14 protein-coding genes are annotated in these 12,499 nt (G+C 73.2%); 11 read left to right on the top strand and 3 right to left on the bottom strand.

Features of this window, described 5'->3' with window-relative positions; genetic code table 11:
• Nucleotides 1-194: 194 nt before the first annotated feature.
• The 7 genes from ACFO4E_RS20850 (at nucleotide 195) to ACFO4E_RS20820 (ending at nucleotide 7,026) form a co-directional block, all read left to right on the top strand.
• On the top strand, nucleotides 195-1,400 hold the full coding sequence (locus tag ACFO4E_RS20850) for an ROK family transcriptional regulator (RefSeq protein WP_378577324.1): 1,206 nt from the start codon (nucleotides 195-197) through the stop codon (nucleotides 1,398-1,400).
• Complete coding sequence (locus ACFO4E_RS20845; RefSeq protein ID WP_378577322.1) at nucleotides 1,397-2,323, top strand: carbohydrate ABC transporter permease; 927 nt, start codon at nucleotides 1,397-1,399, stop codon at nucleotides 2,321-2,323. The genes ACFO4E_RS20850 and ACFO4E_RS20845 overlap by 4 nt, the downstream gene beginning before the upstream one ends.
• Nucleotides 2,320-3,270: a carbohydrate ABC transporter permease gene (locus ACFO4E_RS20840; protein WP_378577320.1), complete on the top strand. Its 951-nt coding sequence runs from the start codon at nucleotides 2,320-2,322 to the stop codon at nucleotides 3,268-3,270. The genes ACFO4E_RS20845 and ACFO4E_RS20840 overlap by 4 nt, the downstream gene beginning before the upstream one ends.
• A 97-nt stretch (nucleotides 3,271-3,367) precedes the next feature.
• A complete protein-coding gene (locus ACFO4E_RS20835) occupies nucleotides 3,368-4,726 on the top strand; it encodes an ABC transporter substrate-binding protein (protein ID WP_378577318.1) in 1,359 nt (452 codons plus the stop codon).
• 50 nt (nucleotides 4,727-4,776) lie between these two features.
• Nucleotides 4,777-4,944, top strand: a complete 168-nt coding sequence (locus ACFO4E_RS20830; RefSeq protein WP_378577316.1) for an RICIN domain-containing protein — start codon at nucleotides 4,777-4,779, stop codon at nucleotides 4,942-4,944.
• 134 nt (nucleotides 4,945-5,078) lie between these two features.
• Nucleotides 5,079-6,830, top strand: a complete 1,752-nt coding sequence (locus ACFO4E_RS20825; RefSeq protein ID WP_378577314.1) for a glycoside hydrolase family 35 protein — start codon at nucleotides 5,079-5,081, stop codon at nucleotides 6,828-6,830.
• Between the two features lie 52 nt (nucleotides 6,831-6,882).
• Nucleotides 6,883-7,026 carry a hypothetical protein gene (locus tag ACFO4E_RS20820; protein ID WP_378577312.1) on the top strand — a complete coding sequence of 48 codons (144 nt, stop codon included), beginning with the start codon at nucleotides 6,883-6,885 and terminating at the stop codon, nucleotides 7,024-7,026.
• A gap of 158 nt (nucleotides 7,027-7,184) precedes the next feature.
• Here ACFO4E_RS20820 and ACFO4E_RS20815 read toward each other — a convergent pair whose 3' ends face one another.
• Nucleotides 7,185-7,412, bottom strand: a complete 228-nt coding sequence (locus ACFO4E_RS20815; RefSeq protein WP_378577310.1) for a hypothetical protein — start codon at nucleotides 7,410-7,412, stop codon at nucleotides 7,185-7,187.
• A 346-nt stretch (nucleotides 7,413-7,758) separates the two neighbouring features.
• Between ACFO4E_RS20815 and ACFO4E_RS20810 the strand changes: the two genes are divergently transcribed.
• Both ACFO4E_RS20810 and ACFO4E_RS20805 read left to right on the top strand, forming a co-directional pair.
• Nucleotides 7,759-8,787 carry a helix-turn-helix domain-containing protein gene (locus tag ACFO4E_RS20810; protein ID WP_378577437.1) on the top strand — a complete coding sequence of 343 codons (1,029 nt, stop codon included), beginning with the start codon at nucleotides 7,759-7,761 and terminating at the stop codon, nucleotides 8,785-8,787.
• Nucleotides 8,788-8,849: 62 nt separating this feature from the next.
• On the top strand, nucleotides 8,850-9,815 hold the full coding sequence (locus ACFO4E_RS20805; protein ID WP_378577308.1) for a helix-turn-helix domain-containing protein: 966 nt from the start codon (nucleotides 8,850-8,852) through the stop codon (nucleotides 9,813-9,815).
• A 34-nt stretch (nucleotides 9,816-9,849) separates the two neighbouring features.
• Here the strand turns inward: ACFO4E_RS20805 and ACFO4E_RS20800 are convergent, their stop codons facing one another.
• Entirely contained in the window at nucleotides 9,850-10,524 is a 675-nt protein-coding gene (locus ACFO4E_RS20800; RefSeq protein WP_378577306.1) for a helix-turn-helix domain-containing protein, read from the bottom strand.
• A 253-nt stretch (nucleotides 10,525-10,777) separates the two neighbouring features.
• Between ACFO4E_RS20800 and ACFO4E_RS20795 the strand changes: the two genes are divergently transcribed.
• Together ACFO4E_RS20795 and ACFO4E_RS20790 are read left to right on the top strand one after the other, a co-directional pair.
• Nucleotides 10,778-11,095: a hypothetical protein gene (locus ACFO4E_RS20795; RefSeq protein WP_378577304.1), complete on the top strand. Its 318-nt coding sequence runs from the start codon at nucleotides 10,778-10,780 to the stop codon at nucleotides 11,093-11,095.
• Between the two features lie 215 nt (nucleotides 11,096-11,310).
• On the top strand, nucleotides 11,311-12,144 hold the full coding sequence (locus ACFO4E_RS20790) for an aldo/keto reductase (protein ID WP_378577302.1): 834 nt from the start codon (nucleotides 11,311-11,313) through the stop codon (nucleotides 12,142-12,144).
• Nucleotides 12,145-12,285: 141 nt separating this feature from the next.
• Here the strand turns inward: ACFO4E_RS20790 and ACFO4E_RS20785 are convergent, their stop codons facing one another.
• A complete protein-coding gene (locus ACFO4E_RS20785; protein ID WP_378577300.1) occupies nucleotides 12,286-12,444 on the bottom strand; it encodes a hypothetical protein in 159 nt (52 codons plus the stop codon).
• Between the last annotated feature and the right edge of the window lie 55 nt (nucleotides 12,445-12,499).

Here is a 12,499-nt window from a genome sequence, read left to right as displayed (position 1 = left end):
GGACCCGGAGCGCGCGAGCGGCGGTCCGGTGTGCGGGGGCGGAGGTGAACGTCCTGGTCGCGGGCGCGCGAAAGGTGCGGCGGGGCGCCACTGCGCTGGTGCGGCGCCCCACCGACGTCCTTTATTTCATGGGTATTTACAACCCTTGTAATAAATGTAATGTGGTTCGCGTCACTCCGGTAGAGAGGATCCGCATGGCCCACCCAGCGGGCGCGGCCGGGATGCGGCGCGGGAACCTCTTCGAGGTTCTGCGCCATGTCCACGCCCGTTCCACCTCCAACCGGACCGAGCTGGCGGCCGCGACCGGGCTGAGCTTCGCCACCGTGGCCAGCATCGTCAAGGAGCTCCTCGCGGTCGGCGTCCTGCGCGAGACCGCGCGCGAGCGCAGCAGGGGCGGCCGGCCCGCCGCCCGGATCGCGCTGGACCCCCGGCGCGGACGTGTCGTCGGCGTCGACGTCGCCGAGACCTACATACGCGCCGACCTCTACGACGTCGCCCTGGAGCGGCTGCGCTCGGTGCGCCTGTCCCTCGATCCCGCGGACAACCGCGTCGGCGACGTGGTGGCGCTCATCGTGCGCGCCGCCGGCGAGGTCATCGGCGCCGACCGCGCCGCCGTCCTGGGGGTCGGCGTCAGCGTCCCGGGACAGGTCGACCCCGAAGGCGGCACCTCGGTCTTCGCCCCCAACTGGAACTGGCACGACGTCCCCCTGCGCGACGAGCTCGAACGCGACCTGCGGCTGCCGCTGGTCCTGGACAACCCGCTGAAGGCCATCACCACCGCCGAGCTGTGGTCCGGCGGCGGCCGGGAGTCCGGCGACCTTGTCGTGGTCAACCTGGGCACCGGCGTGGGCATCGGCATCGCCATCGGCGGCGCCCTGCACCGCGGCGTCACCAACAGCGCGGGCGAATGGGGCCACTCCACGCTCGACCTCGACGGCCCGCCGTGCCGGTGCGGCGGAGCCGGGTGCGTCGAGGCGTTCGTCGGCGCCCCCGCGATCCTGGAGCGGTGGCGCCGCGCCGGCGGCGAGGTCCCGCCGGGGCAGGAGGAGGGGATCGCCGCCCTCGCCGCAGCGGCGGCCCGCGACGACCCGGCCGCGCTGGCGGCCGTCTCCGGGACCGGCCGCTACCTGGGCGCCGCGCTGGCCAACCTCGTCAACATCGTGAACCCGGAGCTGATCGTCCTGGCCGGCTGGGTCGGCACCGAGCTGGGGGAGCGCCTGCGGGCGGTGGCCGAGACCGAGATGAAGCGGCAGGCGCTGACCCGGCCGCTGGAGGCGGCCAGGCTGCGCATGTGCGCGGTGGAGGGCAACGGGGTGAGCCTCGGGGCGGCCACGTTCGCCCTGGAGGCCGGGGTGGAGACGCTGCTCGGCGGCCCGGCGGGTGCGGAGGCGCAGCGGTGACCGCCCCCACCGCCCGTCCCCGTCCCGGAGCCCGGCCCCGGCGCCGGGGCACGAGCACGGGCCGCACCCGCTGGGCGGGCCTGGGCTTCGCGGCCCCGTTCATGATCGCCTTCACGGTCGCCATCGTGGCGCCGCTCGGCTACGCCTTCTACCTCAGCCTCTTCCAGGAGCGCATGGTCGGCGGGACGGTGTTCGTCGGGCTGGACAACTTCACCGCCGCCCTGACCGACGACCGGCTGCTGAGCGGGATGCGCCGGGTCGGGCTGTTCCTGGTCGTGCAGGTGCCGGTGATGCTGGTCCTGGCGCTGGTGGCCGCGCTCGCGCTCGACAGCGGGATGCTGCGCTTCGCCAAGGTCTTCCGCGTGGGCATCTTCGTGCCCTACGCGGTGCCGGCCGTCGTCGCGTCGCTGATGTGGGGCTTCATCTACGGCGACGAGTTCGGGCTCGCCGCCGACCTCCGCGACGGGCTCGGGCTGCCCGTCCCCGACCTGCTCGGCGCGGACTGGCTCCTGGCGTCGATCGGCAACGTGGTCACCTGGGAGTTCGTCGGCTACAACATGCTGATCCTCTACACGGCCCTGCGCGCGGTCCCGTCAGAGATCTACGAGGCCGCCGACATCGACGGCGCCGGCGAGATCCGCAAGGCGGTCGCGATCAAGGTGCCGGCGCTGCGCGGCGCGCTGGGGGTGGCGCTGCTGTTCTCCATCATCGGCAGCTTCCAGCTGTTCAACGAGCCCAACGTGCTGGAGTCGCTGACGTCGTCGATCTCCACCTACTACACGCCCAACATGTACGCCTACAACCTCGCGTTCAACGGCCAGCAGTTCAACTACTCGGCCGCGGTGGCGATCGTGCTGGGGCTGGCGACGATCGCGGTCGCCTACATCGCCCAGGTCATCACCTCCAGGGGGCAGCGCCGATGACGACCGCCGGAGTCCGCATGCCCGAGCCCCGCACCGGGGCCCCCGCCCCCGCCGCGCGCCCCCCGCGCCCCCGGCGCCCGGCCGCGCGCCGGGGCGGCCCGCGCCGCCGCTCGTCGGTGACGCTGACCCTGCTCATGCTGGTGATGCTGGTCTACGCGGTGGTCCCGCTGCTGTGGCTGGTCATCAACGCCACCAAGTCCAACGCCACGCTCTACACCAGCCCGGGACTGTGGTTCGGCGACGACTTCGCGCTGGCCGACAACATCGCGCAGGTCTTCACCTACCAGGACGGGGTCTACGCGCGCTGGCTGGCCAACACCGTCCTCTACGCCGGGGTGGGCGCGGTGGGCGCCACCATCCTGGCGGCCATGGGCGGCTACGCGCTGGCCAAGTTCGACTTCCCGGGAAAGCGGCTGATGATCGCCGTGGTGATCAGCGGCGTGGCGGTGCCCCTGACCGCGCTGGCGGTCCCCACGTTCCTGCTGTTCAGCCAGGTCGGCCTGGTGAACACGCCCTTCGCGGTGATCATCCCGGCCCTGGTGAGCCCGTTCGGCCTCTACCTGATGCGGATCTTCGCCGCCGACGCGGTGCCCGACTCCCTGCTGGAGGCGGCCCGGATCGACGGAGCCGGGGAGCTGCGCATCTTCTGGACGGTGGCGCTGCGGCTGATGGCCCCGGGAATGGTCACGGTGCTGCTGTTCGCGCTGGTGGCCACCTGGAACAACTACTTCCTGCCGCTGATCGTGCTGAACGACCCGCGGTGGTATCCGCTGACCGTGGGCCTGAACCAGTGGAACAGCCAGATCGGCTCCAGCTCGGGCGGCCAAGCCGTCTACAACATCGTGATCACCGGCTCCCTCGTGGCGATCGTTCCGCTGGTCATCGCGTTCTTCTTCCTCCAGCGCTACTGGCAGTCGGGACTGGCCGCCGGCAGCGTCAAGCAGTGACCCCTTCCGTCCACGCACCCCCGTCCACCGCACCGCCCCCACCACCCCCCGTCCCGCCGTCCCCGGCACCCCGCCACCGCACAGGGAGACCACGCCCATGCTTTCGACCCCCCCATTCGCGCGGCGCCCCCTGCGCGCCCCGGTCGCGGCCGCCGCGGCCGTCCTGCTCACGCTGACCGCCTGCGGCGGCTCCGGCGGCGGAGCGGAGCAGAGCGGCGACCAGTCCGACATCGAGGCGGCCCTCCAGCAGGAGACCACCCTCACCTTCTGGTCGTGGGCGCCCGAGATCGGCCAGGCGGTGGAGCTGTTCGAGGAGGAGTACCCGGCCATCACCGTGGAGGTCGTCGACTCCGGCCAGTCGGCGGAGCAGTACACGAACCTCCAGAACACCATCCGCGCCGGCAGCGGCGGCCCCGACGTCGCCCAGATCGAGTACTTCGCCCTGCCGCAGTTCGCCCTGACCGAATCGGTGGTCGACCTCGGCGACCACGGCTTCGGCGAGTACGAGGACCGCTTCACCGCCTCGGCCTGGGAACAGGTGCGCGTGGGGGAGGGCGTCTACGGCGTCCCCCAGGACACCGGGCCGCTGGCGCTCTTCTACAACGCCGATCTGCTGGAGGAGGCGGGGATCGAGCCGCCCGGGACCTGGGCGGACTTCGCCGGCGCCGCCGAGCGGTTCCAGGAGGAGAACCCCGACGCCTTCTTCACCGCCATCGACCCCGGCGACGCCGGCATGGTCGACTCGCTGATGTGGCAGGCCGGCTCGCGCCCCTTCGGGGTGGAGGGGGCGGACACGATCTCGCTGGACCTCGGCGACGAAGGCGCGCGGCGCTTCTCCGACACCTGGACCGCGCTGCTGGCGGACGGGCTCGTCGACCCCGCCCCGATCTGGACGGAGGAGTGGTGGCGCGGCATGTCGACGGGCCGCTACGCCACCTGGATCGCCGGCGCCTGGGCGCCCGGCGCCATGGCCACCACCATGCCCGACTCCGCCGGTGACTGGCGGGTCGCCCCGCTGCCGGCGTGGGAGGAGGGCGACCCCGTCACCGCGGAGAACGGCGGGTCCTCCACCGCCGTGATGGCGCAGTCGGAGAACCGCCTCGCCGCCATCGGCTTCGCCCAGTGGCTCAACACCGACCCCGAGGCGGCGCGCGTGCTCAACGACACCGGGCTGTTCCCCGCCACCACCGACCTCCTCGCCGACCCCGGGTTCCTGGAGGCCGAGCACGAGTTCTTCGGCGGCCAGCGGATCAACGAGGTCCTGGTGGAGTCGTCGGAGTCCGTGGCCCCCGGGTGGCAGTACCTGCCGGTGCAGGTCTACGCCAACAGCGTCTTCATCGACACCGCCGGGCAGAGCATCACCGAAGCGGCCCCGGTCGCCGACGGCCTCGCCGCCTGGCAGGAGCGGATCGCCGACTACGCGACCGAACAGGGCTTCACCGTCGAGTCCCCCTGACCCGACCACCGGCGGGCGCCCCGCCCGGGTCCGGGGACGCCCGGCGGTGGATGGTCTCCACCACCGGGCAGGGGGAGGTCACCGTCGTCAACGCCGGCAACGGGCTGCTCCTGGACGTGCTCGGCGAATCCTACGACGAGGGCGCCCCGGTGGGGGTGTGGCGGCCGACCACCGGCGCCAACCAGGTCTGGGACCTGGCCGAGGCCGCGGGCGGCTGACCGCGGCCCGGCTACCAGCAAGCCCGGCGGCCGCGGCCGCCGACCGGTGGGGCGGGCCCCGGCCCGCCCCACCGCGACGCCCGATTGCCCCGGTCCGCCACCGCACCGGGCCCGACACACGCGTGGAGACGCACATGCCGACGTTCGCGATCGGAGAACGGGACTTCCTGCTCGACGGCGAGCCCGTCCAGATCATCTCGGGCACCCTGCACTACTTCCGGGTCCACCCCGACCTGTGGGCCGACCGGCTGCGCAAGGCCCGCCTGATGGGCCTGAACACCGTCGAGACCTACGTCGCCTGGAACGCCCACTCCCCACGGCGCGGCGAGTTCCGCACCGGCGGGCAGCTGGACCTGACCCGGTTCCTGCGCCTGGCGGCGGAGGAGGGGCTGCGCGCCATCGTCCGGCCCGGGCCCTACATCTGCGCGGAGTGGCACAACGGCGGCCTGCCGGCGTGGCTCACGGCCGACCCCGACGTGCGCCCGCGCAGCAGCGACCCCGCCTACCTCGCCGCCGTCGGCGACTACCTCGGCCGCCTGCTGCCCCTCCTGGTCCCGCTCCAGGTGACCCGGGGCGGCCCCGTGCTGGCGGTGCAGGTGGAGAACGAGTACGGCGCCTTCGGCGACGACACCGGCTACCTGCACGCGCTGGCGGACGCGCTGCGCGACGGCGGGATCGAGGTCCCGCTGTTCACCAGCGACCAGGCCGACGACACCATGCTCGCCCGCGGCGGGCTGCCCGGCCTGCTGCGCACCGCCAACTTCGGCTCGCGGGTGCCCGAACGGCTCGCGACCCTGCGCCGGCACCAGCCCGACGGCCCGCTGATGTGCATGGAGTTCTGGGACGGGTGGTTCGACCGCTGGGGCGGCCCCCACCACACCACCCCGGTCGAGGAATCGGCCCGAGCCCTTGACGAGCTGCTGTCGGCGGGCGCCTCGGTGAACCTCTACATGTTCCACGGCGGCACCAACGCGGGCTTCACCAACGGCGCCAACGACAAGGGCGTCTACGAGCCGACGGTCACCTCCTACGACTACGACGCGCCGCTGTCGGAGTGGGGGGACCCGACCCCGAAGTACGCCGCTTTCCGCGACGTGATCGCCCGCCACGCCAAGGTCCCCGCCGAAACGCCGGAGCCCGCGCCCCCGGCGCCGCGGATCCACGTGCCGGTCTCGGGGTCGGCCCCGCTGCTGGAGACGCTGGCCCTCCTGGGCGCGGTGGAGCGGTGCGAGGACCCGCCGACCATGGACGACCTCGGCCACTACCAGGGCTTCCTGCTCTACCGGACGCAGGTGGCGGCGGAGGGGGAGGCGGTGCTGTCGGTCGGCGAGGTGCGCGACCGCGCCCAGGTGTTCGTCGACGGCAGGGCGGCCGGCGTGCTGCACCGCGACTTCCACGACACCACGCTCGCCGTTACCGCGCCGCGCCCCGGAGCCGTCCTGGAGATCCTGGTGGAGGACCAGGGGCGGGTGAACTACGGCCCCCGGATCGGGGAGGCCAAGGGGCTCATCGGGCCGGTCCTGCTCGACGGGGAGCCCTTGACGGGGTGGCAGACGGTGCGGCTGCCGCTCGACGACCTGACCGGCGTGCCGTTCGGCCCGGCGCGGGCGCTGCCCCGGGCGGGTTTCCACGAGGGCGCCTTCGACCTGGCCGAAGCGGTCGACCTGCACCTGGACACCTCCGGGTGGGGGAAGGGGCAGGTGTGGATCAACGGGGTCAACCTGGGCCGTTACTGGCGCCGCGGTCCGCAGCGGACGCTCTACGTCCCCGCCCCCGTGGTCCGGCCCGGGGCCAACCGCCTGGTGGTCCTCGAACTGGAATCCGCCGCGCGCAACGGGTGGGACTTCGTTCCGGCCGCCGACCTGGGGCCCGTCCCCGAGGACTGAGGCGGGCCCGCGGGCGGTGCATGGACGCGGGGACAGCGGATAGTCGGCCGCTATGCACGAAACGATCCCGTGGGAGGAGCTGGACGACGACCAGCTCTTCGCGGCCGCGGAACGGCTGATCGACGAGGAGCCGGTTCGCCCGGAGGTGGTCGCGCTGTACTCCGCGGTCCTGGGGGCGGTCGCCGACGGAGGCTGATACCGACCCCGCCGGAGGTTCGCGACCGCGCGGGCGGGGCCCGCTCCGGTGCGCGGGCGCCGCTCGCGCACCGGAGCGGAGAGCGGCTCCGGGCCGCGGGTGCGGCGATCCGTCCGCCGCACCCCCGGCCCGTTCCCGCCGACCGGCGCGTCCGCGGCTCAGGTCTGCGGACCGGTGTAGCCGAACACGGGGTGCTCCATCAGGTACCGGGTCAGGTCGGGCCAGGGCATGTTCCGCAACTCCCGCTGGGCGCGGGCGTTCCACATCTCCCGGATCGCCGGCGACTCATCGGGCGGCACCTTGGCGACCCGGACCTCGGATCCGTGGCCGACGCTGAAAATCCGGTTGCCGCACAGGTCCCGCGACGGATGCTCGCGGATTTCCACACCGTGTCGCTGAGCCCATGATCGCAGTTCCGGCATGGTGACCTGCCGGACATCGGATATCACCGGACGCGCTCCGCCCAGAGCCGGCCGAGGGCCGTTCGCGTCCTCCGGGCGAACGAGGCCGCGCGCACGAGCCTTTCCTCGTAGATGCGCATTTCCCATTCCACCCGATACGGACGGACCCGGCCCGGCCGTTTCGGTAGAGTGGACTCCGTCATCGCATTCCTTCGCTGGTCGATGGCCGCGCCCCGGGCGGTGAGGGCCCGTCGCGGGGCACCTCGATGGTTCGCGACCTGTGAAAACGCCTCCACGCACAGCGTTCTGCCGTGGACGGGCAGCGCGCCAGATGTTGAGTGCTGCCTATGCTCGGGGCAGCGGTTCCGGCAACATTCGGAGGTCTGCAATGTCGGATTTCGCCATCAGGGCGCGGGCGGCATTGAAAGAGCGCGGGCTGTCGCTGCGGGCTGCCGCGCGGGCCGTGAATTACGATTCGGGATATCTGTCCCGCGTGCTTTCGGGAAAACGGCTGCCGTCACCCGATCTCGCCAAAGCCATCGACACCCTCGTCGGCGCCGATGGCGCGCTCGCCGCTCTGGCGTCCACCCTCACCCCCGACGACCGCGAGAGAATCACGCGGACGATCGAGCGGCCCACCCGGATCGATGCCGCGGCCGTGCAGGCTCTCGCGGACGTGCTCGCCGCGCAGCGCCGTCTCGACGATTCCCTGCCGGCGCCCGCGATGCTCCCCGCGACCCTCGCCCAGTGGGAGACCGTGGATCGGCTCGCGCGTGATTCCCGGGGGCGCCATGCCGATGGCATTCGCATCGTCGCAGCGGAATGGGCGCAGTTCGTCGGGTGGTTGCACGCCGAGGCGCGCAACGACGCCGAGGCGACCCGCTGGCTCACCGAGGCGGAGGACCGCGCCGACGACGTCGGCAGCGGTGAACTCGCCGCGCAGGCCACGAACTTCCGCGGTTACCTCGCCCGCCAGCAGCGACGACCCGGTGCGGTCGTGCGGCATTTCCTCACGGCATTCCACACCCCCGGGGCGTCGCCGTTGCAGCGTGTGGGCGACGCCGTGCAGGCCGCCCACGGATACGCGCTCATGGGGAGGAAGGATCCGGCGCGCAGGCTCCTCGACACCGCGTCGGCGCTCGCCGACGAAGCGGCCGGTACGGTTCCGCCGGAAACGGCCTACTGGCTCTCTCCGACCTTCTCCCGAATGGGAATCGGCCTGGCCCATCTCGCCCTCGGCGACCCCCGAGTGGCGGCCGACCACCTCCAGGCCGGCCTTGACGGCCTCCCCCCGGAGCAGCGCGGGGCGCAGTGGACGGACGAGTACCGGGAGGCCCTGGCCGCCGCCCGCGCCGCGTGACATCCGGTTGACGGTGTCGTGGACGTCGCAATCTCGAGAACAGCCACATTCGGAGGTCTGCAATGTCGGATTTCGCCATCAGGGCGCGGGCGGCGTTGAAAGAGCGCGGGCTGTCGCTGCGGGCTGCCGCGCGGGCCGTGAATTACGATTCGGGATATCTGTCCCGCGTGCTTTCGGGAAAACGGCTGCCGTCACCCGATCTCGCCAAAGCCATCGACACCCTCGTCGGCGCCGATGGCGCGCTCGCCGCTCTGGCTTTCGCGCTCACGCCGGACGACCGCGGCAGGATCGCGTGCGGCGTGTCCCTTCCTTCCCGGGTCGATTCCGAATCGGTGGCGGCCATGGCGAAGGTCCTGGCCGCACAGAGACGGCTGGAGGACGCGGTGGGGCCCGCGGTCATGCTGCCAGGGAGCCTCGCCCAACTGTCCACGGTCTCGGCGTTCGCCCGCGACGCACGCGGCCCCTACCGTGCACCCCTGCTGGCGGTGGTGGCCGAGATGCACCAGCACACGGGGTGGATGCTCGCCGCCGTCCGCCGTGACCGGGAATCCCTGGAGATGCTCGCGCTCGCCGAGGAGATGGCGGATGAAGCCGGCGCCCCGACCATCGCGGCGGTCGCCGTCTCCTTCCGCGGGTACGTGGCGCGGCAGCAGCGGCGCTTCGGGGGGGTGGTCCGCGCTTCCCAGGCAGCGCGGCACAGCCCGGGGGCGCACGAGACCCAGCAGGTCTTCGATACCTTCCAGGCGGCGCAGGGGTATGCCGGCCTGGGCCAGGCCGATGCCGCGCGACGGCTGCTCGACGAAGCGGCCCGCCGCGCGGCGACTGCCGCCGATCCCCCCGAGGTCGTCTACTGGTATTCGCCCGCGTTCTTCTCGCTCAACATCGGCATGGTGCACGCGTCCTTGGGCGATCACGCCGACGCGGCCGACCACCTCCAGGCCGGCCTCGACGGCCTCCCCCCGGAGCAGCGCGGGGCGCAGTGGACGGACGAGTACCGGGAGGCCCTGGCCGCCGCCCGCGCCGCCTGAACTCCGTTCCGGGCGGGCACCTCGTGCCGCTCCTTCACGCCTCCCTCGGGCGCAGTCGGTGGCCGGTGAGGCGGGCGGGGGTGATGCGGACACAGGCGTCGCGGTCGCCGCCCGCCCAGGGGCGGATCGGGGTGAGGGCGCGGAGCGCGCTCAGCTCCGAGGGCTCCTCCACCCGGCGGGCCGGGCCGGCCGCGAGCACGGTCCACCCCTCACTCATGGCGCCGTCGAACCGGTCGACCTGGAACCCCACCTCGCCGAGGGCGTGGTGGGCGATCACCCCGTCGGGGTCGGCCCGGAACACGATCGTCCCGGCCGACACCAGGTAGTTCACCGGCAGCACCATGGGCGCGCGCTCGCCCTCCACCAGGAACGCGACCCGGCCCACCCCGCCCGGCTCCAGCAGGCGCGCGCACTCCTCGGGGTCCAGGTCCCGCAGTTCGGGGTCGGGAACCGGCGACCCCGGGAGGCCGGGAGCGCCCTCCGGTTCGGCTCCCAGCAGCACGTCCTCGGTGGTCTGGAGCGCACGCGCGAGCCGGTACAGCGCCCACCGGGTCAGGACGGGCGGGTGCTCCTCCAGATAGGCGACATAGCCCGGCGCCATCCCGGCGCGCAGGGCGACCTCCTCGTGCGTCAGACCGAGCCCCTTGCGCCTGTGGGCGGCCCGCCGCCCCAGGTCGCCTCCTGCACCGCCGGTGTCGTATGCGTCCATCACAGCGTCCCCCGTGTCTTCCGTTACGGGACCACGAGCGCCCCGTCCCGCCACTGTCGATACTGCGCCCGCCGCCCCCGAAGATCCACCGCGACGTGCGGGTCTGACCGGGTCGGGTCACCGGAATCCGCTTCCCCGTCACAGTGGGCGAGTGCACGCGGACCGCCCGTGCCGCCCGTGCCGCCCGAGACGGCCGCGGCCCCGATCCGACATCGGGCCGTGATGATCCACCGCGCCGGGGTAGCGGGCGGGCATGACCGAGAGCCGCGAAGACCACGCCCGCACGTCCCTGGCCGCGCTCGGCCGCCGGCCCCGCATGGTCCCCGAGCAGGCGAACGCCATCGGTGTCGCCGCACGCGCGATCCCGCAGACCGAGGCCGACACAGACGGCCAGCGCGAGGTCGCCGACGCCGCCGCGCGCACCGCGGTCGCCACCGAGATCGAGGAGCGGTGGCCGGGCATGCCCTACGTCATCCGCCACGGGAGCGGTGCGGAGTTCGACGACGTCGTTCCCTGGTGCGCCCCCGGCGACCGGGTGGTGCTGGGCATCGCCTACCGGCTCGACCGCTGACGCGCGGACGCCTCCCTCCGCACCCCGGGACGGCCGCGAGCGGATTTTGCCATGTCCGTGGGCGGCCCGCCGCGGCCGTGCCGCGGGCGGCGGCCGCGTCCGGGGGATGATGGTGGACGGCGCCGTCTCTCACGGCGCAGGCGCCGCCGGGGTGGGGACCTCCGGCGCGCGGCCGCCGCGGCGGCCGTCCGGGTGTCGGCAATGGGGGGAAGCACATGTTCACGGTTCCCGAGGTCACCCTCAACAACGGGGTGCGCATCCCGCAGCTCGGCTTCGGTGTCTGGCAGGTCGACGCCGCCGATACCGTCGACGTCGTCGGGACCGCCATCAGCGCGGGGTACCGCAGCATCGACACGGCCGCCGCCTACGGCAACGAGGGCGGCGTCGGAGCCGCCGTCCGCCAATCGGGGCTGGACCGGGACCGGCTCTTCGTCACCTCGAAGGTGGGCAACGCCGACCACGGCTATGACGCGACCCTGCGCGCCTTCGACGAGAGCCTGCGCCGGCTCGACCTGGAGTGGCTCGACCTCTACCTGATCCACTGGCCGCTGCCGGCCCGGGACTCCTTCGTGGGCACCTGGAAGGCGCTGGAGCACCTCTACGCCGAGGGGCGGGTGCGGGCGATCGGGGTGTCCAACTTCCAGATCGAGCACCTGCAGCGGATCATGGACGAGGGCGGGATCATCCCCATGGTGAACCAGATCGAGCTGCACCCCCGGCTCACCCAGGAACGGCTGCGCCGCTTCCACGCGCGGTACGGGATCGCGACCGAGGCGTGGAGCCCGCTGGGCAGGGGGAACCTGCTGACGGACCCGGTGATCGGCAAGCTGGCGGAGGCACACGGAAAGACCCCGGCCCAGGTGCTGATCCGCTGGCACCTCCAGATCGGGACGATCGCCATCCCGAAGTCGGCCACGCCGGGCCGGATCCGGGCCAACCGCGAGGTGTTCGACTTCGAGCTCTCCGACGGGGACGTCGACGCGATCTCGGCCCTCAACGCCGACCAGCGCTTCGGCCCGGACCCCGATACCTTCGACGCCGACGACTGATCCGGGGGTGCGGCGCGGTGCGTGCCGCGACCGCCGCGGGACGGACAGGCCGGCGCGCGGCCCCGGGGCCCTGGGCTTCACGGACGGCGGGGCCGGCCGCCCCTTATCGGGCGGCCGGCCCCGGCCGGTGTCCCCGCGCCCTCAGGCGAGCTCGCGGCGCTTCAGCGCGCCGGTGAGCGTGGCCTCCGTGCCCTTGCGGGCGAGCCGGACGCAGTAGACGGCGCCGGCGGCGATCATGGACACGGGGATGGCCATGATCGCGATGAGCATGATGAGGCTGACGACGGTGAGTTCTCCCATGCCGCCATCCTACGCGGGTGAGTGCGCGGGCCGTCGCCGCCCCCGAGGGCCGGGG

The organism is Nocardiopsis mangrovi, assembly GCF_042653925.1.
GTDB lineage: Bacteria > Actinomycetota > Actinomycetes > Streptosporangiales > Streptosporangiaceae > Nocardiopsis_B > Nocardiopsis_B mangrovi.
This window is presented reverse-complemented; position numbering and strand designations above follow the sequence as displayed.